The sequence below is a fragment of the Streptomyces sp. NPDC003691 genome (assembly GCF_053981115.1).
Genome location: NZ_JBSFNQ010000017.1, coordinates 16,159 through 36,867, shown reverse-complemented (window position 1 = coordinate 36,867; position 20,709 = coordinate 16,159). Strand labels below are relative to the sequence as shown.

Annotated in this window: 23 protein-coding genes; 8 read left to right on the top strand and 15 right to left on the bottom strand. The window is 71.1% G+C overall.

Annotated features, from left to right (window positions below):
• Positions 1 to 90: 90 nt before the first annotated feature.
• From ACWDR0_RS11305 to ACWDR0_RS11290, 4 genes are all read right to left on the bottom strand, one after another.
• Positions 91 to 690 (bottom strand): dihydrofolate reductase family protein, encoded by a 600-nt coding sequence (locus ACWDR0_RS11305; RefSeq protein WP_456351404.1) that lies wholly within the window; start codon positions 688 to 690, stop codon positions 91 to 93.
• Complete coding sequence (locus ACWDR0_RS11300) at positions 687 to 1,646, bottom strand: metalloregulator ArsR/SmtB family transcription factor (RefSeq protein WP_456351403.1); 960 nt, start codon at positions 1,644 to 1,646, stop codon at positions 687 to 689. Before ACWDR0_RS11300 ends, ACWDR0_RS11305 begins: the two co-directional genes overlap by 4 nt.
• A 59-nt stretch (positions 1,647 to 1,705) precedes the next feature.
• Positions 1,706 to 2,614, bottom strand: a complete 909-nt coding sequence (locus ACWDR0_RS11295; RefSeq protein WP_456351402.1) for an aminoglycoside phosphotransferase family protein — start codon at positions 2,612 to 2,614, stop codon at positions 1,706 to 1,708.
• A gap of 150 nt (positions 2,615 to 2,764) precedes the next feature.
• Positions 2,765 to 3,724, bottom strand: coding sequence for a helix-turn-helix transcriptional regulator (locus tag ACWDR0_RS11290; RefSeq protein WP_456351401.1), 960 nt, complete (start codon positions 3,722 to 3,724; stop codon positions 2,765 to 2,767).
• Positions 3,725 to 3,855: 131 nt separating this feature from the next.
• Between ACWDR0_RS11290 and ACWDR0_RS11285 the strand changes: the two genes are divergently transcribed.
• Positions 3,856 to 4,803, top strand: coding sequence for an alpha/beta fold hydrolase (locus tag ACWDR0_RS11285; RefSeq protein WP_456351400.1), 948 nt, complete (start codon positions 3,856 to 3,858; stop codon positions 4,801 to 4,803).
• A 362-nt stretch (positions 4,804 to 5,165) separates the two neighbouring features.
• On the opposite strand, the gene ACWDR0_RS11280 is transcribed toward ACWDR0_RS11285, so the two are convergent.
• From ACWDR0_RS11280 to ACWDR0_RS11270, 3 genes are all read right to left on the bottom strand, one after another.
• Positions 5,166 to 5,747, bottom strand: a complete 582-nt coding sequence (locus ACWDR0_RS11280) for a DUF6368 family protein (RefSeq protein ID WP_456351399.1) — start codon at positions 5,745 to 5,747, stop codon at positions 5,166 to 5,168.
• 129 nt (positions 5,748 to 5,876) lie between these two features.
• A complete protein-coding gene (locus ACWDR0_RS11275) occupies positions 5,877 to 6,305 on the bottom strand; it encodes a hypothetical protein (protein WP_456351398.1) in 429 nt (142 codons plus the stop codon).
• On the bottom strand, positions 6,302 to 6,823 hold the full coding sequence (locus tag ACWDR0_RS11270; RefSeq protein WP_456351397.1) for a hypothetical protein: 522 nt from the start codon (positions 6,821 to 6,823) through the stop codon (positions 6,302 to 6,304). Before ACWDR0_RS11270 ends, ACWDR0_RS11275 begins: the two co-directional genes overlap by 4 nt.
• Before the next feature lie 191 nt (positions 6,824 to 7,014).
• On the opposite strand from ACWDR0_RS11270, the gene ACWDR0_RS11265 reads away from it, so the two are divergent.
• The 3 genes from ACWDR0_RS11265 to ACWDR0_RS11255 all read left to right on the top strand — a co-directional run bounded on the left by ACWDR0_RS11265 (position 7,015) and on the right by ACWDR0_RS11255 (position 8,784).
• Positions 7,015 to 7,575, top strand: a complete 561-nt coding sequence (locus ACWDR0_RS11265) for a helix-turn-helix domain-containing protein (protein ID WP_456351396.1) — start codon at positions 7,015 to 7,017, stop codon at positions 7,573 to 7,575.
• Positions 7,576 to 7,600: 25 nt separating this feature from the next.
• Positions 7,601 to 8,311 (top strand): hypothetical protein, encoded by a 711-nt coding sequence (locus tag ACWDR0_RS11260; protein ID WP_456351395.1) that lies wholly within the window; start codon positions 7,601 to 7,603, stop codon positions 8,309 to 8,311.
• Positions 8,312 to 8,442: 131 nt separating this feature from the next.
• The gene (locus ACWDR0_RS11255; protein ID WP_456351394.1) at positions 8,443 to 8,784 is read left to right on the top strand and encodes a DUF2516 family protein; all 342 of its coding nucleotides are present in this window, start codon (positions 8,443 to 8,445) and stop codon (positions 8,782 to 8,784) included.
• Between the two features lie 416 nt (positions 8,785 to 9,200).
• Here ACWDR0_RS11255 and ACWDR0_RS11250 read toward each other — a convergent pair whose 3' ends face one another.
• Positions 9,201 to 10,559 carry a PP2C family protein-serine/threonine phosphatase gene (locus tag ACWDR0_RS11250; protein ID WP_456351393.1) on the bottom strand — a complete coding sequence of 453 codons (1,359 nt, stop codon included), beginning with the start codon at positions 10,557 to 10,559 and terminating at the stop codon, positions 9,201 to 9,203.
• A gap of 445 nt (positions 10,560 to 11,004) precedes the next feature.
• On the opposite strand from ACWDR0_RS11250, the gene ACWDR0_RS11245 reads away from it, so the two are divergent.
• Positions 11,005 to 11,340: a hypothetical protein gene (locus ACWDR0_RS11245; protein WP_456351392.1), complete on the top strand. Its 336-nt coding sequence runs from the start codon at positions 11,005 to 11,007 to the stop codon at positions 11,338 to 11,340.
• A gap of 21 nt (positions 11,341 to 11,361) precedes the next feature.
• Here ACWDR0_RS11245 and ACWDR0_RS11240 read toward each other — a convergent pair whose 3' ends face one another.
• Positions 11,362 to 12,501 carry an NlpC/P60 family protein gene (locus ACWDR0_RS11240; protein ID WP_456351391.1) on the bottom strand — a complete coding sequence of 380 codons (1,140 nt, stop codon included), beginning with the start codon at positions 12,499 to 12,501 and terminating at the stop codon, positions 11,362 to 11,364.
• 263 nt (positions 12,502 to 12,764) lie between these two features.
• Positions 12,765 to 13,553, bottom strand: coding sequence for a class I SAM-dependent methyltransferase (locus ACWDR0_RS11235; protein ID WP_456351390.1), 789 nt, complete (start codon positions 13,551 to 13,553; stop codon positions 12,765 to 12,767).
• Between the two features lie 362 nt (positions 13,554 to 13,915).
• Here ACWDR0_RS11235 and mshA point away from each other — a divergent pair, with 362 nt between their 5' ends.
• Both mshA and ACWDR0_RS11225 read left to right on the top strand, forming a co-directional pair.
• Positions 13,916 to 15,280 (top strand): D-inositol-3-phosphate glycosyltransferase, encoded by a 1,365-nt coding sequence (gene mshA, locus ACWDR0_RS11230; protein WP_456351389.1) that lies wholly within the window; start codon positions 13,916 to 13,918, stop codon positions 15,278 to 15,280.
• Positions 15,273 to 15,788 (top strand): YbjN domain-containing protein, encoded by a 516-nt coding sequence (locus ACWDR0_RS11225; RefSeq protein ID WP_456351388.1) that lies wholly within the window; start codon positions 15,273 to 15,275, stop codon positions 15,786 to 15,788. Before mshA ends, ACWDR0_RS11225 begins: the two co-directional genes overlap by 8 nt.
• 15 nt (positions 15,789 to 15,803) lie before the next feature.
• Here the strand turns inward: ACWDR0_RS11225 and ACWDR0_RS11220 are convergent, their stop codons facing one another.
• On the bottom strand, positions 15,804 to 16,169 hold the full coding sequence (locus ACWDR0_RS11220) for a hypothetical protein (protein WP_456351387.1): 366 nt from the start codon (positions 16,167 to 16,169) through the stop codon (positions 15,804 to 15,806).
• 257 nt (positions 16,170 to 16,426) lie between these two features.
• On the opposite strand from ACWDR0_RS11220, the gene ACWDR0_RS11215 reads away from it, so the two are divergent.
• The gene (locus ACWDR0_RS11215; protein WP_456351386.1) at positions 16,427 to 16,990 is read left to right on the top strand and encodes a hypothetical protein; all 564 of its coding nucleotides are present in this window, start codon (positions 16,427 to 16,429) and stop codon (positions 16,988 to 16,990) included.
• Between the two features lie 37 nt (positions 16,991 to 17,027).
• Here ACWDR0_RS11215 and ACWDR0_RS11210 read toward each other — a convergent pair whose 3' ends face one another.
• From ACWDR0_RS11210 to ACWDR0_RS11195, 4 genes are all read right to left on the bottom strand, one after another.
• On the bottom strand, positions 17,028 to 17,258 hold the full coding sequence (locus ACWDR0_RS11210) for a hypothetical protein (protein WP_456351385.1): 231 nt from the start codon (positions 17,256 to 17,258) through the stop codon (positions 17,028 to 17,030).
• Positions 17,259 to 17,260: 2 nt separating this feature from the next.
• Positions 17,261 to 18,379, bottom strand: a complete 1,119-nt coding sequence (locus tag ACWDR0_RS11205; protein ID WP_456351384.1) for a DUF1152 domain-containing protein — start codon at positions 18,377 to 18,379, stop codon at positions 17,261 to 17,263.
• Positions 18,380 to 18,521: 142 nt separating this feature from the next.
• Complete coding sequence (locus ACWDR0_RS11200) at positions 18,522 to 19,658, bottom strand: toll/interleukin-1 receptor domain-containing protein (protein WP_456351383.1); 1,137 nt, start codon at positions 19,656 to 19,658, stop codon at positions 18,522 to 18,524.
• A 156-nt stretch (positions 19,659 to 19,814) separates the two neighbouring features.
• Positions 19,815 to 20,576: a phosphoglyceromutase gene (locus ACWDR0_RS11195; RefSeq protein ID WP_456351382.1), complete on the bottom strand. Its 762-nt coding sequence runs from the start codon at positions 20,574 to 20,576 to the stop codon at positions 19,815 to 19,817.
• Positions 20,577 to 20,709: the final 133 nt, after the last annotated feature.

Sequence of the window (20,709 nt, the reverse complement as noted above, 5' to 3'; positions counted from 1 at the left end):
CGCGGCGGAGATCCGGCGGCGGAGATCGCGCAGGGGAGATCCCATGGCGGAGTTCCCGCGGCGGAGCTCCCGCGGTGGAGGGCGGCCGGCTCAGCGCACCCGGTCGTAGATCAGTGCCAGCTCGCCCGAGGCGCCCGTGTCCTGCCGGACGAGCCGCCACGATGTGCGGGGCAGCCCGTCTTCGAAGAGCCGCTGTCCGCTTCCGGCGATCTCGGGGAAGATCATGAGGTACAGCCGGTCGACCAGATCCGCGGCGAGCAGCTCTTTGATCAGACTTGCGCTGCTGTTGACGAGGATGTCGCCGGTGCCGGTGGCCCTCAGCTCCCCGATCACCTCCGCCGCGGGAGCGTCGACCACCCGGGCGCCGGGCCACGGCGCCTCGGCCAGGGTGGTCGAGAACACCACCTTCTCGGTGCCGACCAGCCACTTCGCATAGCCGCGGTCGCGCGGGTCGGCGTTCTCGTCCTCGGCGACACCCGGCCAGTAGGCCAGGAACCCCTCGGCGTTGATCCGGCCGAGTACCGCGGTCGTCGCGTCCTGCCAGATGCGGGTCAGATGGTCCCGTGCGGTCTCGGAGGTCACATAAGGCGCGAAGGCCTCGAAGTCGTGGGCGCCGCCCGGGCCGTTGTAGCGGCCGTCGAGGGTAAGGCTGAGATTCGCGGTCACCCGGCGTCCGGCGGGGGTGGTCATGTCGTACTCCCGTGTCTGTCGGTGCTGTCCGTGCTGTCGGTACTGCCATCGGTGTTGCTGCCCGTGCTACTGCCGTCCGTGCCGCTTTCGGTGCGGCGCTCCGCCTCCGCGGCCAGGGCGGCCGTGAGCTTGTCCAGGCTCTGGCCGAAGCCGATTTCGATACCCGCGACGAAGTCCGCGGACGCGACCGTGCTGTCGCCGATCACCCAGTGCACGTCGAGCTCCGTGCCGCCGCCGGTCTCCGCTTCCGCGGGGCGCAGCTCCAGGGCGACGTGTGCGGTGAAGGCGGGGCTGCCGTCGGGAAGCAGGGGCGAGACGCGGTACGCGAGGTACTCACCCGGCCTTACGTCCTCGACCACGCCCTCCGAACGCCCGGCCACCCGGTCCAAGCCATCCGCTCCACTCGCTCCACCGGCATCACCGGTGTCGTCGACATCGCGGTACTCGTGGGCGATCCGGCCGCCCGGCCGCGCCTCGAAGACCAGCTCGGAGACCCGCAGATCGTCGGGCGTCCACCAGCGGGCCAGCAGTGGTGCCTCGGTCAGCTGCCGCCAGACCGCCGGCGGCCGCCCGGGCAGCCGCCGTACGAACCGGAACGTACGGCCGTCCGCCCAGCCGGTGCCCCGGGCGGCGTGCCGCTCGGTTTCGAGGCTCCGCCCGTACCGGTCGTACGTCTCCCCGGGCCCGCCGGCCCGCTCCGCGGTATCGGCGAGCTGCCCGAGTACGGCCGCCAGCTCCCGCAGCGGAGCGGGCCGGAGCGCGTAGATCCGCCGCTGTCCGCTGCGCCGGGAGGTGACGACCCCGGCCCGTTCCAGGCTCTGGAGGTGCTTGGTGGTCTGCGGCTGCCGCGCTCCGGCGAGCTGCGCAAGCACTCCGACCGGCCGGGGCCGCTCGGCCAGCAGGGCCACGAGCCGCATCCGGGCGGGGTCGGCCAGTGCGGTGAGCAGTGCGTCCATGCGTCCAATATTCTCTGCTGAGAATATTCGTGTCAAGGAATATTCTCCGGGTGCTGCCCTCAGCAAGCGGCGGCATCGGTGAGGATCGCGCCGAGCCGCGCCCGGCACTCCGCGACGAAGGCGGGGAACGTGTGCCGGTAGTAGGAGATCCCCGCCACCGCCACGGCGACCGCCCAGGCGCGGGCCCGGATACGGGTCGGGCCGTCGAGGCCGAGGGTGTCCCAGTAGGCGTGCCGCGCCTGGGGCGGCAGATCCCAGACGGGTGCGTGTTCGGCATCGGGCAGGCCGACCGAGAGCCCCCCGAAATCGATGACGGCGTGCAGCGCGCCGTCCCGGACCAGGAGATTGCCGGGCTTGAGGTCGCCGTGGAGCCAGCCGGGCGGCCCGGCGGGGTCGGGCAGCGCGAGCCCGGCTTCCCACAGCTGCTCCAGTGCGTCGACGTCGAGCCCGTCGCCGGGCGCGGTCCGGCAGTCGTCGAACGCTTCGCGGACCCAGGGATCGCAGGGCGCCAGACCGCCGCCGCGGTACCAGTCGAGCCCCTCGGAGCGGACCGCCCCCATGAGGTCGGCGCGGTGCAGTGCCCGTACGGCCGCCGCCAGATCGGCCCCGAAGGCGGCCCAGTCCCGGACGGTCCCCGGGCCGGGCTCCTCCCCGTCGATCCACCGGTACACCGACCAGGCCAGGGGGAAGGCGGCGGTGGGTGTCCCGGCATGGACCGGCTCGGGAATCGCGCAGGGAAGCAGGGGTGCCAGCCGGGGGAGCCACTCCCGTTCCTTCCGGATGGCCCGCTCGTGCCCGGCGGTTCTCGGCAGCCGCACGAGCAGCCCGTCCCCCAGCCGGTACATGGTGTTGTCCGTGCCCCCGCCTGCCCGTACCAGCGGCAGCCCGGCCCACTCGGGGCGCTGTGCCGCCAGCAGCGACCGGATCAGCGGCTCGGCTACGGTGATTTCGTCCTGGTGAAGTGCCACCCGCCGAGTCTCACGACTGCGGGCGGCCGTCGGCCAACGAGTTTCCGGCCCGGCCCGCCCCGGCCCTGCCCGCCCCGGCCTGCATGTTCCCGGCCCGGCTGCTCCCCGGCCCGCCTGCGCGAAGCCGCCACCCTCGAAGGGCGGGCGGTCTCAGCCGTACCGCCCGACGAGCGCGCTGCCGATCGCGGCCAGGTGTTCCCGTACCCCGGGAGGGCCGGTCACCTCCACCCATTCGACCAGTCCGGCCAGCTCACCGGCGAGCAGGTACTCGCTGTGGCCGCGGATCACGACCTCGATACGGCCGTCGGCCGTGGGGCCTCCCACTTCCAGGCGGTCGCCGAGCGCCATCCGGAGCAGGTCCGTCCCGTGGGGCACGCACACCGCCCGGATGCGGAGGGGCGTACGCCTGCGGTCGATCTCGTCGGCGATCCCGCGCCAGCACTCGGCGAGGTCGAAGCCCTCGGGCCGGTGCACGGGATCGCCGGTCGGCTCGGCGGCCGATACGCGGTCGACGCGGAAGGTCCGCCGCCCGGCCTCGGTATGGGCGACGAGGTACCAGGACGGGCCTTTGGCGACGATCCCCAGCGGGTGGACGGTCCTCTCGGTTGCGGCGCCTTCGCGGTCGGTGTACCCGAGCCGCACCTGGACGCCGCGGATCACCGCGTCCTGGAGCGGGCCGAGGAACCGCGGCGGCCGGTGCTCGACCCGGTTCGACCCCCAGCGCTGCGGATCCACGACCAACGACGCCGCCGCTGCCTCGGCCTGCACCCGGAAGGGCTCCGGCAGGGCATGCACGAGCTTGCGGAGAGCCGCTTTCACGGCCGGTGTCGCGGCGGATGTCGCGGCCGAGGCCGGTCCGGCGACCAGGAACAGGGCGCGGGCCTCGGTCTCGGTCAGCCCGGACAGGTCGGTGCGGGCACCGCCCACCAGGCGCCAGCCGCCGCCCCGGCCCTGCACGGAGTACACGGGCACCCCGGCCATGGCCAGGGCATCGAGATCGCGGCGGGCGGTGCGCTCGGAGACCTCCAGCTCACGGGCCACCTCCGCCGCGGTCACCCGTTCGCGCCGTTGCAGCAGGAGGAGGACGGCCACCAGCCGGTCGGTTCGCATACGGAGAAGGATTTCAGCGAAACCGGTCATGGGGTGACCGCTTTGGCTGCCCAAGATGGCGGCACGGCCTCCCCGGCGCCCCTGTCGCCGGTGATCGCCCCGAAATTCCGAACAGCACGAGAGGAAATGCCATGTTCGATCCCGCTGATTTCCCCGAGCCCGCTCTTGTCTCCGTCAACGGTGTCGAACTGGAGGTCTTCGAAGCAGGCCGGCGGGGTGCCGGGAAACCCATCGTGCTCTGTCACGGCTGGCCGGAGCACGCTTTCTCCTGGCGCCATCAGATTCCTGCCCTTGCCGCGGCGGGCTACCACGTCATCGTCCCGAACCAGCGGGGTTACGGAAACTCGTCCCGCCCGGCCGGAGTGACGGACTACGACATCGCGCATCTGACGGGCGATCTCGTCGCGCTTCTCGACCACTACGGCTACGAGGACGCCACCTTCGTCGGCCATGACTGGGGTGCCATGGTCGTCTGGTCACTGGCCCTGCTGCACCCGGACCGGGTCGACAAGGTGGTCAATCTGAGCCTGCCGTACATGGCGCGCGGCGAGAAGCCCTGGATCGAGTGGATGGAAGAGGTCTTCGGTGCCGACTTCTACTTCGTCCATTTCAACCGGCGGCCCGGCGTCGCGGACGCCGTATTCGACAAAAACGCCTTCCGGTTCCTCCGCAACCTGTACCGGAAGAACGAGCCCCCCGCGGAACCCCGGCCGGGTATGGCGCTCATCGGCCTGGCCGAAGCCGAAACACCACTCGGTGATCCGGTCATGAGCGACGCCGAACTGGCGGTCTTCGTCTCCGCCTTCGAATCCGCGGGCTTCACCGGCAGTGTGAACTGGTACCGGAACCTCGACCGCAACTGGCATCTGCTGGCGGACGTGGACCCCATCGTCCGGCAGCCCGCACTCATGATCTACGGCGACCGGGACACGATCCAAAGGTCCGGGAACCTGGCGGAGTTCGTGCCCGGTGTGGAAGTGACCGGCTTGGACTGCGGCCACTGGATCCAGCAGGAAATGCCGGAGGAGACGAACCGGACGATCCTGCGGTGGCTGGAGCGCCAGAACGCCGCCACGTAGCGGCCGGGGCTCGCGCGCAGGGCGGGGCATGGACGGTGTGGTTGAGCACATCGTCCCGGAGGATGACGGTGGTTCCGCCACGCGGATGGTCACAGGGCGTAGTTCTCGTTCCCGTGGCCATCCGGGTCAGCCATGCGGGCTGACGACGGGCATTGAGGGCAGTTTGATGATGAGTCGCACGAGCACTCGCCCGGCTTCCCCTGTCACATCCGTTGCTGCCCCGCCCCGTTGGGCGGTCCGGGCAGCTCACCTGACCGCGCTTCGTCGTCTGTATCGCGGTGATGCGTCCGATGCCCGCTGGGCTTTGACCGCGAGTGGCGGCCTGCACCGTGAGTCGGGACGCGGCAATCGGCGCTCCAGCGCTACTTGTTCAGGTGGAAGTCGGGATGCTGCAACCAGGCTTCCAGGAATTCCACGTCTCCGACATGCCGAAGCCACCGGTCCCCACCGCCGGTGTCATAGGAGACTTCCGTGAGCCTTCCCGGGAGGTCTGACGCCAGTGCTCTCGCCCGGGCCAGGACTGCCTCGTTGCTCGTGTTGCCTCCCGCGGTGCGGTAACCGCACAAGAGTCCGTCGAAATCGACAAGCGCATCGAGACGGCGGGCGAGAGCGAGCGTCAGGTGGCCGAGCAGCACGTGGTTCATCGACCCCGAGCAGCCGGCGCCGACTATCAGCCCCTGCACTGGTGGCCGCGAGAAAGCCGAGTAGTCCTCGTCCTCGGCGGGCATCTCCTCGTCCTCCGACAGGAAGAACACGCCGACATCGGCCGGGTCGAAGGCCTGCAGGCCCAGGGCCGAACCGTCTCGCACCCGGAAATCCACGTCACCGCCGGCCTTGGCCTCTACCGGCTCGCAGAAGGTCTCCAGCCACGGGACCGCATCGGCCAGGATATCCGCGAACCCGCGTGGTTCGAAGAGCCACAGTCCAGCTGCCGGTCCCGACATACCGCCCCCAGAGCCTCGTGGACCAAGTGCCACCGGGACCCGGTTCTACCAGCACCCGACAGCAGACGTCTGATCATCGTGGGCCACAGTCCAAGTTCAAGATTGTTTTCAGTGCCGGGGCACTCTGGTTCAGTCCCCTTGAGGCTGCTGCCGATTGATGTCGACGGGAACTCCTCGCCTCTGCAGCCGGGCCTCCAGGAACTCCATCTCCGGCAGCGTCCCCACCAGACCGTCGTGGCTCAGTTCCCCGGTCAGTTCACGAGCGCGCGACAGCGAGACTCCTGCGGCCTCCCGAAAGACCTTCAAAGCCGGGACGAGACTGGGAACCGAACCGGCCAGCCGTAGTCTGACGGACCCGTGGGCTGCGAGGAGAGCCTCCCGGACATCATCGGGTGCTGGTCCCGGACCGGCGTGTTCGCACAGGTAGGTGCCGCAGGACCCGCAGGAGAACTCCGAGTCCCACCACAACTCATCGTGAAGGACGAACTGGTTCACCTGCCGCTCCGCCGTGCTGCCGCACTCGCAGAGCGATGCGATCTTCGCGGTCCGACCGGTCATCCGGGCTCCCCGACGTTCCACTCCCGCGGCAGGTCCTCGCCGCAGAAGACGCATACGAAGTCCTTCTCCCGCACGATGCCGAGCTCCCGGCAGGAGTGGCATCGGCGAAAGACCACCTCGTGCGTGAATCCGGGCGGTCGATGGATCCCGATCCCGTCCAGAGCCTCGGCCACGGCGGGCCATGAGCTGACATCCGGGCAGTAGCCGGTCGACTGGTTGCTGACCTCCTCGACCACCCACCGCCCGGACTCCTCGCGGAAGCTCATCTCGCCGGCGCTCAGGACCTCTCCGCCGCCGGCGCACACCACGTGCTCACTGCGGCGCGGAGCCAGTCGCAGCACCCCGCCGCCATCCACGACGAACGTGAACGGCTCGGCCAATTCGTCCAGGGGCAGCGCCGAGACCCACTCGCCGAAGTCCGCCGCCGAGCGGATGCTCCGCCCCTCATCACCCGTCCGGACGAGCTCCTTCAGCTCGGCCGGACCCACGTACCGGTACCTCTGCCCCCGTGTCTCCACGCACCCCAACCTAGTGGCGCACACCGGCCAGGGCCTGGGGGATTACCGCTCGGCGACTTCGGGCGACCGGTGACGGATTCCCCTGCGAAGCGCCAGCTGTCGCTGCGGGTCACAGCGGCGGTGGTGTTGTGTAGCGCACTATTGCAAGCATCTGCTTGCAATAGTTAGCGGAGCTGGGGCACGATCGGGACATGGCATCACTCAACGTCGGCAACCTCGGTGAGTACCTCCGCGAACAGCGGCGCAGTGCGCAGTTGTCGCTGCGGCAGCTCGCGGATGCCGCCGGGGTGTCGAATCCGTATCTCAGCCAGATCGAACGCGGGCTGCGCAAGCCGAGCGCGGAGGTGCTCCAGCAGGTCGCCAAGGCGCTGCGGATCTCCGCCGAGACGCTCTACGTGCGGGCCGGGATCCTGGACGAGCGGGACCGGGAGGAGCTGGAGACGCGGGCGGTCATCATCGCCGACCCCTCCATAAACGAGCGGCAGAAGGCCGTTCTGCTCCAGATCTACGAGTCGTTCCGCAAGGAGAACGGATACGAGGTCACGGACGGCCCCGATGCCGCGGACCCCGCCGCGACGGCCGCCTCCGCGGGCGCGGACGTCGTGCGGCACCTCCAGGAGCCCGAGGGGCCGGGCGCCCCGGGGAGATCCCGGGGTGCGCAGAAGAAGCCCGCCGAAGCCGAAGCAGACGAGAGCCCGGAGGGCGGGCGGCGCGGCAGCAGTGCCGACCGTACGCCCCGGAGCTCGGACTGAACCCCGTCCCGGGAGGACCACCGACATGGCCATCACCGATGACCTGCGCGAACTGCGCAAGAGCCTCAGCGACCCCACCCCCCTCTACTTCGCCGCCGGTACGGCCGACCTCGCCGTGCAGCAGGCGCTCAAGGTTCCCGCGCTGATCGAGCACCTCGCGGCCGGGGCGCCGGAGCGTATCGAGGGGATCCGCAACGACCTCAGCGAACTGCGCAACACCGACCCCAAGGCTGTCCAGGAGCGGGTGGCGGGCCAGGCCAAGGAGGCCCAGGCGACCGTCTCCGCGAAGGTCAACGAGGTCTTCACCGGGCTCAACGGCCTGGACGGCGACGACCTGCGGAAGCTCGGCGAGACCGCCCAGGACCTGGCCCTGCGGGGTGTCGGTGTCGCCGCCGAGTACGCCGTGAAGGCCCGGGAGACGTACGAGCGCGTCGCCGAGCACGGTGAGCAGACCGTACGCACCTGGCGCGGCGAGGCGGCCGAGGAGATCACCGAGATCGCGGTCGCCGTCGAGCCGGAGCCCGCCGCCCCGCCCGCGCGGGAGCCGAAGCCGGCCGCGAAGCCGCGGCCCCGGTCCGCCAAGCCCGCCGCCGGTTCGGGCGGCGGCAAGGCCGCGGCCGGGACGGAGCCCAAGGCGGCGCCGAAGCCCGCCGCGGCGAAGAAGCCCCCGGCTCCGCGCCGGGCGCCCGCCGCCCGCAAGACGGCCACGAAGAAGACCGACCCGCCCGCGAAGTGATCACGCGGATGCGAAGAGGAGTGTAAGAGCGCGGACCGGGCACCTTTCAGGCGTCCGGTCCGTTCTTCGTCCTTGCCGGGTACGGTTGCCGGTAAGGGCGCTTCACCATCGACCCCCTAGGCGGTGCCACCATGCTGCGTGAGAACTTCGACCTCTCGCTGTCGCTGTTCCTCTTTCTCGTCTTCACGGTTTCGTCCGTGGCGGCGCTGGTCATGGCCGCCTTCACCCGTGAGGACGCGTTCCGCGCGGCCGACAAGCAGACGAAGCCCTTCTGGCTGGTCATCCTCGGCGTCACGGTGCTGGTGAACCTGCTGATCCCGATGCTCTTCCTGTCCCTGATCGGACTGGTCGCCACGATCGTCTTCTTCGTGGACGTCCGGCCCGCGGTCAAGCAGGTCTCGGGCGGTGGCGGCGGCCGCCGCGGCGGCTCCAGCAGCGACGGCCCGTACGGCCCGTACAACGGCGGCCGGTAAGCCCCACGCCGCCCGGTCCCGGTTTCCCGGCCTCGGTCTACCGGCCTCGGTATCCCGGTCCCGGTTTCGGTCCCGCCGGGGATCCCGGGGCGCCGGGCGACTCCTGGGTGCCCGGTCACCTGAGCCGCGGGGCAGCCCGTTCCGGTGCCACAGGCGGGCGCCTCCCGCCTCCAGGCTGCACGCGCTCCGGCCCCACGCGCTCCGGTGCCATCGGCGGCCCCGAGCCGTCGCCCCGGCCGCCCCCAGCCCCGTAGAGCCCTTCCACCCGCTGCCGAGCCCGCTCTCGCAAGGGCGGCCCGCCCGTCGCCGGGGCCACTCCCGCATGGGCAGCCTGCCTGCCCTCGGGCCCGCTCCCGTACGGGCGGCCGACCCGCCGCCGGGGGCGCCTGCCCGCCCCCGGGCCGTCTCGGCGGCCCTCAGCCGCGGCTCAGCAGCAGGACCGCGACATCGTCCGTCAGCTCGCCGCCGTTCAGCTCCCGCGCCTGGGCGACCGACGACTCCAGCAGCGCCTCGCCCTCGTGGCCCGAGGCCAGCAGGCGGGTGATCATCGACTGGAGGCCCTCCTGCCCCAGCCGCTGCTTCTCGCCCGGTCCCGTACGGCCTTCGATCAGACCGTCCGTGTACAGCAGCAGCGACCAGGCGCCGCCCAGGTCGATCTGGTGGCGCGGCCAGCGGGCGCGCGGCAGCAGGCCGAGAGCCGGGCCGCCGTCCTCGTGCGGCAGGAGCTGCGCCGCCAGGCCGCCGCGGAGGAAGAGCGGCGACGGGTGCCCGGCCAGGCAGATGCCCGCGCGGCGGCCGTCCGGGGCGATGTCGATGGTGCAGAGCGTCGCGAAGATCTCCTCGCTCTCCCGCTCGTGCTCCAGCACCCGCTGGAGCGTGGAGAGCAGCTCGTCCCCGCAGAGCCCCGCGAACGTCAGGGCCCGCCAGGCTATCCGCAGCTCCACCCCGAGGGCCGCCTCGTCCGGGCCGTGGCCGCAGACATCGCCGATCATGGCGTGGACCGTGCCGTCCGGGGTGCGGACGGTGTCGTAGAAGTCCCCGCCGAGCAGCGCCCGGGACCGGCCGGGCCGATAGCGCGAGGCGAACCGCAGCTCCGAGCCCTCCAGCAGGGGCGTGGGCAGCAGCCCGCGCTCCAGCCGGGCGTTCTCCTGGGCCCGCAGCTTGGACTCGGCGAGCTTGCGCTGCGCGGTGTCGGCCCGCTTGCGCTCCACCGCATAGCGCACGGTACGGCTCAGCAGCCTGCTGTCCAGCTCGTCCCGGAAGAGATGGTCCTGCGCGCCCAGCCGGACCGCCTCCGCGGCACGCTCGGTATCGCCCGAGGTCGTCAGCGCGAGCACGGCATGGCGGGGCGCGAGCCGCAGCACATGCCGTAGCGGACCGAGCCCGTCCGCGGACCCGGCGGCGCCGGGGAGCGCCAGGTCGAGCAGGACGCAGTGGACGTCGTCCGTGAGCAGCCGCTCCGCTTCGGTCAGATTCCGGGCGGTCCGGATCCGGACCCGGGTCGCGGTGCCGCCACCGGACTCGGACAGCTCGGGCACGGTGAACGTCCCCGCCGGATCGTCCTCGATGACCAGCAGGGTCAACTGGGCGGGCTCGGCCGGGGACGGTCCCGCGGCTGCCGCGGCCGCAGCGGTGGCTCCGCCGGGCGCGGCCGCGCCGCTCGTTCCCGGCATTCCTGCCACGGTGCCGGTGCCGCCGGTGGGCGCGGGCGCGGAGGCGGATGCCTCGGCTCCGGTGACGGAGGAGTTCCTCTGTCGCGGTACGGGTACGGCCATGGGTCCGGTTCCTTTCCCTCCCCCGAGGGCGCGGCGGACCGCCGATCGACAACCCGCCGACGGGGACCATAGCGCTAGGGCGCGGTCCAACGGAATGCGGTTCCGCTTCCGCCGTGACCTCCCGGCCACCTTCCCGCGCGCCGCCGCCCGGTTTCCACCCGCCACGCCTCCGGGCCGCCCGCCCGCCGGTATTCCGGGCCCCGGAGCGGGTCCGGAAGGGTATCCGGGGGCCGCCGGTCCCTGCGGAGTGCGCCCCGGCGGAGCCACCGCGCCCACGTGTCCAACGGCACACTCCCCGCGCCCGGCTTACCCGCGCCCCGCGGTCCCGCAGTCCCTCGTCCTTGCGTCCCCCCGTCCCCCGCCCGCCGTCCCCCGCGGCCCGGCTCCTGCTCGGCCCGGCCGACGGCCCGTGATCCGGACAGGTCGCCCCGGGCAGGATGGGTTCGTGCTCCCTCCCCGACTGCTGTGGCGTGACCCCCGGCCCATCCCCCGGTTCAACCGGCAGGAGCCGGTCACCACGATCGTTCGCGACCCCCGCTTCTACGAGCCGGCCGAAGAAGACGACTGCTGGACGTTCGGCTACTTCTGCCGGACGCACGATCGCCCCTACGGGCACGAGTCCTGCGGGGAAGGACCGCATCTCGTCGCGCTGCACTGCGACGAGCACGGGCCGGAGAACATGTGGCCGCAGCCGGTGATGCTGATGTTCCCGGCAGGGTTCGACCCTCCGCTGACCGAAGCACAGCTGACCTGGGTACAGGCGGAGTGGGACGCCGGATAGGCGGGGTCCGGCAGAGACCGGTTAGCTGCCGGGCCGGACCACGCCAAGGATCTTGTTGGCGCCGGCGCCCGCGACGGTGACCGTGCGGCCCGGGCGCGGGGCGTGGACGATCTTGCCGTCGCCTATGTACATCCCGACATGGCTCGCGTCGTCGTGGTAGATGATCAGGTCGCCCGGCCGTATCTCGTCCATGTCGATCCGCTGCAACTGCCGCCACTGTTCCTGCGACGTGCGCGGTATCTTCACCCCGGCCGCTGCCCATGCCTCGGACGTCAGCCCCGAGCAGTCGTACGACTTCGGGCCCTCCGCGCCCCATTCGTACGGCAGCCCCACCTGGGCGAGCGCGAACTCCACTGCCTTGCCGCCCGCGGCGGTGATGGTCCCCTTGACCTCCTTCAGCGCGCCCGACCGCAGCCAGGCGGCCTGAGACCGCTCGGCGGCCTGCTTCTCCAGGACCAGCAGCCGGGCCCTGTCCTCCTTCTCCAGCCGGGCTTCGAGCTTCTCCGCCGCCGCTATCTTCGTGGCGACCAGCTTCTTCGCGTCCGCCATCCGGACCCGCTGGGCCTCCAGCGACTTCCAGTGCGAGCTCGCGTTCTGTGCGTAGGCGTCCAGTTCGGACCGGGCCTGCTTCAGATCACGCAGCAGGTCCTTCGTCGCCTTCTGGCCCTGGGCCAGCCGACTGGCGCTGTCGAGGAAGAGCTGGGGGTCGTCGGTCAGCATGAACCGCGCCTCGGACGGCAGCCCGCCGGTCCGGTACTGGGTGCGGGCGGCATCGCCCGCCGCGTCCTTCAGATCGTCGATGCGCTGCTGGGCGCGGGCGGCCTCCTTGGCCAGCTGCACGATCTCCGCCGACTGCCGCTCGACCTGCTCCTCCGCCAGGTTGTACGCGTCCGTGGCGGATACCGCCTGGTGATACAGGGCCTCTATCTCCAGCCGGACCTGCTCCAGGGTCCGGCCGCCCGTGACGGGCGACCCCTCCGCGCCGGCACCCGTGCCCGGCGCGCCCACGCCCGGATTCGTCACCGACGCGGCGGCGGGCGGCGCCACCGGCGGTGTGGGTGAACCCGGTGCCGCGAAGGCCGTGGCCGTGGCCGACGTCGCCGACAGCGTCACCGCGCAGACCAGAACGATCGCGGCGGTGGCCCAGTCTCGTCGCGTCACGATTCCCCCTCCTATAGCTCCCGCACCCCGTACAACAGCGGCAACTTCCGAACTATCTGATTGACTGTCAGTAACTTCCAGTGCCCCGGTGATGGTGCCATGACCCTGCCCAAATCGACAGAGGTCAACGGCCTATCACCGTCAATACGCCTGCCGACTCTCCCGGGTTCCCGCCCCGCTCATCCGTTCACCCGAACCGGTGATCGAACGGTGAATTCCGCTCCCGGCCGCGCCCCGCGCCCCTGCCCCTCCTCCGGCAAGCGTCACCCCCCGCCCGGCGCCAGCGCCCCCCACGCCACCGTGACCTCCCCCTGCCGCCACCGCCGCCGGTCGTCCCGCAGCGGCCAGTCCGCCCGCAGCGCCGCCACCGCCGTCATCCACCGCTGGCGCGCCCCCAGCGAGGCGTACGGCGCCGCCGCCGCCCACGCCCGGTCGAAGTCCCGCAGGAAGGCGTGCACCGGCTCGCCCGGCACATTCCGGTGGATCAGCGCCTTGGGCAGCCGTTCCGCCAGGTCGGACGGGCGGTCCAGGGAGCCGAGCCGGGCCGCGAAGGTCACCGTGCGCGGCCCCTCGGGCCCCAGCGCCACCCACACGTGCCGCCGCCCGATCTCGTCGCACGTCCCCTCCACGAGCAGCCCGTCCGGCGCTAGCCGCCCGCACAGCCGCGCCCATACGGCCGCGACCTCCCCCTCCTCGTACTGACGCAGCACGTTCGCCGCCCGGATCAGGGTCGGCGGGGCGTCCACCGGCACCTCGAAGCCGCCGTGCCGGAAGCTCAGCCCGGCCTCCTCGTACGGCTTCGCCGCCGCTACCCGTTCCGGGTCGATCTCGATACCGACCACCTCGCACCGCGGATCGGCCTCCGCGCGCAGCCGCCGGGCCAGCTCCAGGGTGGTCCACGGAGCCGCGCCGTAGCCGAGGTCCACGGCCAGCGGACGGGCGGCGGCCCGCAGCGCGCGGCCGTGCGTGGCCGCGATCCACCGGTCCATCCGGCGCAGCCGGTTCGGGTTGGTCGTCCCGCGGGTGGCGGTTCCGACGGGACGGGTACTCATACGTCGAGGGTATGGCCCCTTCCCGTACGGCCGGGATGCCCCGGGCTTCCGGTCCGCCCGCCCGCTCCCGCTCCCACCCCCTGTATGGGAGGCCCCGGCGCGGGAGGCCGCCGGTACGCCCGTCCCTGCGCGCCGCAGCCCGGGCCGCCCCGAGGCCCCGCGCCCCTGCCCGTACGCCCGTCCCACTCCACCCCCGGACCTACTCCGACCCCACTCCCACCCCGCCCCCGTCTCGCCCTCCCCATCACGATTTGGCAAAGTGGGGGACGAGGGGAAATGGAAGGGCGCGCTCCGCTGTTGTGCGGTGGCGGACGGCCAGAGCGTCCGCCCTTTGCCATGCCCGGAACGAGGAGGGTCTTCGCGTGAGTCAGTACGTCTCCCGCATCTCGACCGGTCTGGCACCCCGCCTCAGGTTCCCCGGGGGCCCCCGCAAGCCGCGCCGTATCGCCATGCTCAGCGTCCACACCTCCCCCCTGCACCAGCCGGGCACGGGCGACGCGGGCGGGATGAACGTCTATATCGTCGAGCTGGCCCGCCGCCTCGCCGCCATCAACATCGAGGTGGAGATCTTCACCCGGTCGACCGCGGGCGGGCTGCCGAGCACGGTGGAGCTGGCGCCGGGAGTCCTCGTACGCCATGTGGACGCCGGCCCGTACGAAGGACTCGCCAAGGAGGACCTGCCCGGCCAGCTCTGCGCCTTCACTCACGGCGTGATGCGTGCCTGGGCCCGCCACCGCCCCGGCCACTACGACCTGGTCCACTCCCACTACTGGCTCTCCGGGCACGTCGGCTGGCTCGCCGCCGAGCGGTGGGGCGTCCCGCTGGTCCATGCCATGCACACGATGGCCAAGGTCAAGAACGCCGCGCTGGCCGAGGGCGACACCCCCGAGCCGCCGTCCCGGGTCATCGGCGAGACGCAGATCGTCAACGCCGCGGACCGGCTGATCGCGAACACCGCGGAGGAATCGGACGAACTGGTCCGGTTCTACGACGCCGACCCGGCGAAGGTCGCCGTCGTCCACCCCGGGGTCAACCTCGACCGGTTCCGCCCGGACCCCGACTCCGGCCCGCACTCCGCCGAAACGGCCCGCGACCGGGCCCGGGACCGACTCGGCATCCCCCGGAACGCCTTCGTCCCCCTCTTCGCCGGCCGGATACAGCCCCTCAAGGCCCCGGACGTCCTGCTGCAGGCGGTCGCCCGCCTCCTGGAACGCGACCCCTCGCTCCGCTCCCGGCTCTACGTCCCCGTCGTCGGCGGCCCCAGCGGCAGCGGCCTGGCCCGGCCCGAGGGCCTCCAGAAACTGGCCGCGCGCCTCGGCACCGCCGATGTCGTCCACTTCCATCCGCCGGTCGGCCAGGACCGGCTCGCCGACTGGTTCCGCGCCGCGAACGCGCTGGTCATGCCCTCGTACAGCGAATCCTTCGGTCTGGTGGCCATCGAGGCACAGGCGACCGGCACCCCGGTGGTCGCGGCGGCGGTCGGCGGACTTCCGGTGGCCGTACGGGACGGGAGCACGGGCTTCCTGGTCCAGGGGCACGACCCGGCCGACTACGCAACCGCGCTCCGCAGGCTGATCGACGACCCGGCCCTGGAGGCCCGGATGGGTGCCGCGGCGGCCGGCCACGCCCGCTCCTTCGGCTGGGACGCGGCGGCCGCGGCCACGGCGGACGTCTACACCGCCGCCCTGCACGACTACCGCCGCCGGGTACGCTCCCACCATGTCTGACGACGCCGTACGCGAATCCCCCGCCGAGGCCCTCGAAGGGGCCCTGCGCGAGGCGGGCGCGGAGTGGGAGAGCCCCGAGCCCGGCTCGTACGTCGTCACCCTCCCCGGCACCCGGAAACTGGCGACGAACGTCTCCCTCCGGATCGGCGCGCACTCCCTCTCCGTGAACGCCTTCGTGATCCGCCACCCCGACGAGAACGACGCGGCGGTGCACCGCTGGCTGCTGGAGCGGAATCTCAAGCTGTACGGGGTCGCATACGCGGTCGACCAGCTCGGCGACATCTACCTCACCGGCCGCCTCCCCCTCTCCGTGATCACGCCGGAGGAGGTGGACCGGCTGCTGGGCGCGGTACTCGAAGCGTCGGACGGCGCCTTCAACACCCTGCTGGAGCTGGGCTATGCGAGCGCGATCCGGAAGGAGTACGCCTGGCGCGTCTCCCGCGGCGAGTCGACGCGCAACCTGGAGGCGTTTGCCCGCCTGACGGATTCCCCGCCCGCTGCCGACTGACTCGGTGGCCGCGGGCTACCCCTCGCGCCGAAACTCGTGGACCACCTCGATGCGCCCCACGATATGGGCGTTGAACTCGTCGAGGTCCTCCGCCGGAACCCAGAGCTCAAGGATGGTCCGGCCACCGGCCTGCTGGACGGGATAGCGGCTCAGAAAGGCCGAGTCGACCTCGAAGCGGGTGACGAAACCGGCGCCGTCGTGCTTGACGTTCCAGTCCCGCGCGATCATGACCGCGTACTCCTCGTTGAGCACCGGATAGAAGATCGGCTGCTCGGCCAGCCGCGGCGGCCACGCCCGCCACTCCAGCTCCTCGACCAGCGCCAGCTCCACGGGCCCGGTGGGGCGCCACAGGGTGGTGGTCTCGCGCTGACTGCTGGTCATGGGAATCACTCTCCGGTACGGCGGCGACCACCGAAGCGCGGCCACCGGCCCCCGACGCTACCGAGCCGCCCCCCAACTGCCCACCGGATTTCACCCCTTCCCTCCCATCCCCGCCCCTCCCATCCCTCCCACCATCCGGTGGAGAATCCCGCCCGCCCCGGCATGCCTCCGTACCTCTGCTCCACTGACCCGGATGCTGAAACTCCCTGCCCACTCCCCGACCACTCCCTGCCCACTCCCCGACCCGGGAGCCGACCATGGCCCACCCCCGCCCATCCACCGCCGCCGACACCTCCGGCAGCCAGGCGGGCGTCATCGGCATCGCGCTCGGCGGCGTACTGGCGGCCGTACTGGCCCAGGGCTCGTGGCAGTGGTTCTCCACGTACATCGGCGCGACGCTGCTCGCGCTGATCGTCTGCTTCTACCGCCTCCCGCGCCGACCCCCGGGCGCCCCCGACTCCTTCTACCTGCGCAATCTGACGGCCTACTCGATGGTGGTCGGCCTCTGCGTGGCGATCACCCTGGCCCCCGCCCTGCAACGCTGGTCGTGGCTCTTCCCCATGCCGGGCACCCGCGCGGACTGCCCCGCCCAGGCCGCATACGCCGCCGCCCGCACCCGCGCCGAGGTCTCCGCCCTCCCCGACGCCCCCCTCCCCTCCCTCTCCGCCGCCGAACGCGCCGCGTCCCACGAGGCCCTGGCCGACTGCCTCTCCTCCACGACCACCCGCTGGCTCCCGGCATACGCGGCGGCGGTGGCGGTCCTGGTGGGCATCGCAGCTTGGTGGCTGGACCGCGCGAGGGCCGGGCGGGAAGAGCCTTGACGGCCCGGGGCGGGAGAGCGGCCCGTGACTTCCCGCTCTACTCAGGGATGACCAGACCGCGGGCGCGCAACTGCGGCAGACAGATCTTCAGGCAGGCTTCCACCGAAGGGGCGTCGGTGCGAACGAGCAGGTCTTCGTGGAAGGGCGAGCCGGTCGCGACGAAGGTCCACGGCTTCACCCCGTCCCGCATGCGTTCCGCGTCCGCTTTGAACAGCACGGTGACACCCTGCTCCGCCAGCGCCTCCATGACCCGCACGACGTCGACCACCGTCAGCCCCCGTTCATCAGGCGCGCCACGCTACACGGCGGGATGCGCCAGAGAGGCGGGGCGTGCTGCTCGGGGTGGTGGGTGAGCAGTAGGGCTTTGAGGGCTTCGCGGTGGCTGCCGGGGAGTCCGAGGACTTCGGTGAGGCGTCGGAAGGTCGTATGGGTGATTCCCCGGCCGCATGCCTGGTGCTCGTACGCGGCCACGCGGATGAGGGTGGCTTCGGGGTCGAAGGGTGTCGGCGGTGTCGCGGACAGCCGGGCGGCCTTGTCGCGTTCGTAGTCGATCTCGGAGAAGCCGCAGATGTCCCGGCTGAGCGCTTCGGCGGCCGCGAGGGTGGTGGTCGTGGCGATCGCATGGGCCAGCCTGTTCCGCTGGAAGGCGTCGTCGATGTCGACCTCGTGGACAGTGGGGCTTTCGTCGGTGAGGGCCACGGGGAGGCCGGCGTCGCGTGTCTCGCACAGCCCGCGGGTGCCCCGGGCGGTGGCAGCGAGCATGGCGGCGGCCTCGGAGGGGTGCCACGCCAGGACCGAATCGACTGCTGCGGCGTGCTCCGGGGTGAAGGCGGCAACGGCAGGCCCCAGCAGCGGCCGAAGAGCCTCGACGGACAGCTCCCCATCGAGGCCGGGACCCGCGACGAGGAGGCGTACGGGTGCATCGAGCCGGTGGCACGCGGCCAGCGTCAAGGCGTCCGCCAGGGGGCTGCGCAGGGTGGGCTCGTCGCCGCGGGCGAGGATGTCGCCGCCGACGTCCAGCAGGTCGATGGACTCGGGGCGGAGTTGCTCCACCAGTTCGGTCAACTGCCGGGTGATGCCGTGCACGCCGTGGCGCGGGTCGATCAGCGCGAAGGTCTGGGGGAGTTCGCGGGCCAGGCGGGGAAGCGTGGAGCCCGCCGGTGGGACGGGCTCGGTGTCGGCGGTGATGACGGGGACTCCGGGCGACAGGCGGCCGAGCGCGGTGAAGTCAGCCGGTGTTCTGGGCCCCGGGACCGGGTCGACGAGGAGGCGGTCCCATGAGTAGGTGAGTACGACTGCCGGATCCTCCACGCCGTACAGGGCCGTATCGAGCATCGCCGCGGCGACCGCGTCGCCGCCTCCACCTGTTGCCACGATCAGACGTGTCACCTGTGGAGGGTACGGGAGCGCGGTCCGGACACCCGCCTCTAGGGGCTAGAGGTCCGACGCAATGCCAGACCTCGCTTAAGGTGCAAGGCGACCTTGGGCAGGAATGCTCCCGCCGGTAGCGATGCTGGCAGATTCCTGCCGGCTAGGGTGAGTCGTCCCCGAGGTCGGTTTCGCCGATAAGGCGACTCCATTCATCGATAACAGCCTGACAGTCAATCATTTTTTGCACGCCAGCTTGAATGATCCTTAGCTGCGGCTTCAAATGGCTGCTGAGGTGGGTAACTCCTTCCATGCTGTCGGAGAATCCTTGGAGTTGCATGGTCGTATTGCTGGATGTTGCTGCCAACTCCTGGATGTGCATGAAGAACTCGCGAACGGTTTGCCTGTCTTCTGGGGAAAGATCCTCTTCGCCGGCTCGCCTGATGAACCCCTGAATTCCCGGGTCGATTGAAGCAAGGGCTGCCCAGTACTGCCCTCCCAGTGCTTCGACCTGTGCCGCAGGTTCGGCGAGACGTTTGGAAAGCTGCTCGGTGACACGCATTCGGCCAGCGAACCCTCCACTCCGGGCGTCCGACTTGGCCATCTCTTCGGCTGCCCAGGAGGTTTCAAGGCTGATGGACGAGAGGACTTCCGGAAACTTCTGCCCGATCCCTACCCACACGGGCAGTGCCGTCTCGGCCTCTGCCATGAGCTCGAGAAAACCCAGTGGTTCATCATCGGCAGTGAGGCTTTGCCGAGCTATTGCCACCGGCATGGCGGGTGGTGCCGACTCCAGCACCTCCGAGATTTTCAACGCCAGCTTGTGCACGGCCTGTCGGTACACGGGTGATGTTTCGTCTTCGAGACGCAGTTCACGCCAGTCCACCCACTGCCGCCTTGCGATGAGCTCGACGACTTCGTCCGAGGGGAGGTCGTCGGATCCGTGTGCGAGCTGGGGAACATTCACATAGTGGATCGGCAGCAGTAGCTCGTCCAGTCCCAGACTGGCCGCGTGTCCGGAGAACTTGATGACCTCGCGCCTACACTCCTGACTTTTGAGGAAGTTCGGCGTGATCACAGGTATGAGAAAGGTGGTTCCGGTCAGGGCGGAGTCGAGACGCACTCGCCATGCATCCCCCCACTCGATCGACTTTTTGTCCAAGAAGATCTCAAGAGGTTCACCGGTGATGATCTCGAACTCGCTGGCGATCCGCTCCGACAGGCGGACGATCCGCCCCGAGTCCAGTTCATCATCGCGACGCGTATAGCTCCAGAAACCGGCGGGCTGCGCTTTGGTCATGACTCTAGAGCCTAGTCAAATAGCTTGCCCTGCAACGGGAATTGGCAAAACCCGGTGCGGTGGAGTGCGTGTCAGTGGGGCGACGGATGCACCAAAGAGCCTCCTGCCTACGGTGAAGCCGCAGGCAGGAGGCTTGGCTGAGCGCGAGAGCTCGGGTTACTTCTTCTTGCCCTGGTTCTTCACGGCCTCGATGGCCGCCGCCGCCGCGTCCGGGTCGAGGTAGGTGCCGCCCGGGGTGATCGGCTTGAAGTCGGCGTCCAGCTCGTAGGCGAGCGGGATGCCGGTGGGGATGTTGAGGCCGGCGATGGCCTCGTCCGAGATGCCGTCCAGGTGCTTGACCAGGGCGCGCAGGGAGTTGCCGTGGGCGGCGACCAGGACGGTGCGGCCGGCCAGGAGGTCCGGGACGATGCCGTCGTACCAGTACGGCAGCATCCGGGACACGACGTCCTTCAGGCACTCCGTGCGCGGGCGCAGCTCCGGCGGGATGTCCGCGTAGCGGGGGTCGCCCGCCTGGGAGAACTCGGAACCGTCCGCCAGCGGCGGCGGCGGGGTGTCGTAGGAGCGGCGCCAGAGCATGAACTGCTCCTCGCCGAACTCGGCGAGCGTCTGGGCCTTGTCCTTGCCCTGCAGGGCGCCGTAGTGGCGCTCGTTCAGGCGCCAGGAGCGGTGGACCGGGATCCAGTGGCGGTCCGCCGACTCCAGGGCGAGCTGCGCGGTGCGGATGGCGCGCCTCTGGAGGGAGGTGTGCAGGACGTCGGGGAGCAGCCCGGCGTCCTTCAGCAGCTCGCCGCCGCGGACCGCCTCCTTCTCGCCCTTCTCGGTGAGATTCACGTCCACCCAGCCGGTGAACAGGTTCTTTGCGTTCCACTCGCTCTCGCCGTGGCGGAGGAGGATCAGCTTGTACGGTGCGTCGGCCATGCGTACGAGCCTAATGGACCCGCCCCGCGGCCCACGCGCGGGACGGTTGACGGGTCCCGTCAAATGGGTGGTCTCTGCACCCAGCCAGATGTAATGTGCGGTGCGGGTTTGCAGCACTTACATCGGGTGGGGG

What these genes read in the sequence shown, in the direction of transcription:
- ACWDR0_RS11300 (WP_456351403.1), bottom strand. Translation starts at nt 1,646, where the DNA reads ATGGACGCACTGCTCACCGCACTGGCCGACCCCGCCCGGATGCGGCTC.
- ACWDR0_RS11305 (WP_456351404.1), bottom strand. Translation starts at nt 690, where the DNA reads ATGACCACCCCCGCCGGACGCCGGGTGACCGCGAATCTCAGCCTTACC.
- ACWDR0_RS11280 (WP_456351399.1), bottom strand. Translation starts at nt 5,747, where the DNA reads ATGTCGGGACCGGCAGCTGGACTGTGGCTCTTCGAACCACGCGGGTTC.
- ACWDR0_RS11265 (WP_456351396.1), top strand. Translation starts at nt 7,015, where the DNA reads ATGGCATCACTCAACGTCGGCAACCTCGGTGAGTACCTCCGCGAACAG.
- ACWDR0_RS11220 (WP_456351387.1), bottom strand. Translation starts at nt 16,169, where the DNA reads ATGACCAGCAGTCAGCGCGAGACCACCACCCTGTGGCGCCCCACCGGG.
- ACWDR0_RS11255 (WP_456351394.1), top strand. Translation starts at nt 8,443, where the DNA reads ATGCTGCGTGAGAACTTCGACCTCTCGCTGTCGCTGTTCCTCTTTCTC.
- ACWDR0_RS11285 (WP_456351400.1), top strand. Translation starts at nt 3,856, where the DNA reads ATGTTCGATCCCGCTGATTTCCCCGAGCCCGCTCTTGTCTCCGTCAAC.
- ACWDR0_RS11200 (WP_456351383.1), bottom strand. Translation starts at nt 19,658, where the DNA reads ATGACCAAAGCGCAGCCCGCCGGTTTCTGGAGCTATACGCGTCGCGAT.
- ACWDR0_RS11225 (WP_456351388.1), top strand. Translation starts at nt 15,273, where the DNA reads ATGTCTGACGACGCCGTACGCGAATCCCCCGCCGAGGCCCTCGAAGGG.
- ACWDR0_RS11290 (WP_456351401.1), bottom strand. Translation starts at nt 3,724, where the DNA reads ATGCGAACCGACCGGCTGGTGGCCGTCCTCCTCCTGCTGCAACGGCGC.
- ACWDR0_RS11215 (WP_456351386.1), top strand. Translation starts at nt 16,427, where the DNA reads ATGGCCCACCCCCGCCCATCCACCGCCGCCGACACCTCCGGCAGCCAG.
- ACWDR0_RS11275 (WP_456351398.1), bottom strand. Translation starts at nt 6,305, where the DNA reads ATGACCGGTCGGACCGCGAAGATCGCATCGCTCTGCGAGTGCGGCAGC.
- ACWDR0_RS11250 (WP_456351393.1), bottom strand. Translation starts at nt 10,559, where the DNA reads ATGGCCGTACCCGTACCGCGACAGAGGAACTCCTCCGTCACCGGAGCC.
- ACWDR0_RS11260 (WP_456351395.1), top strand. Translation starts at nt 7,601, where the DNA reads ATGGCCATCACCGATGACCTGCGCGAACTGCGCAAGAGCCTCAGCGAC.
- ACWDR0_RS11235 (WP_456351390.1), bottom strand. Translation starts at nt 13,553, where the DNA reads ATGAGTACCCGTCCCGTCGGAACCGCCACCCGCGGGACGACCAACCCG.
- ACWDR0_RS11195 (WP_456351382.1), bottom strand. Translation starts at nt 20,576, where the DNA reads ATGGCCGACGCACCGTACAAGCTGATCCTCCTCCGCCACGGCGAGAGC.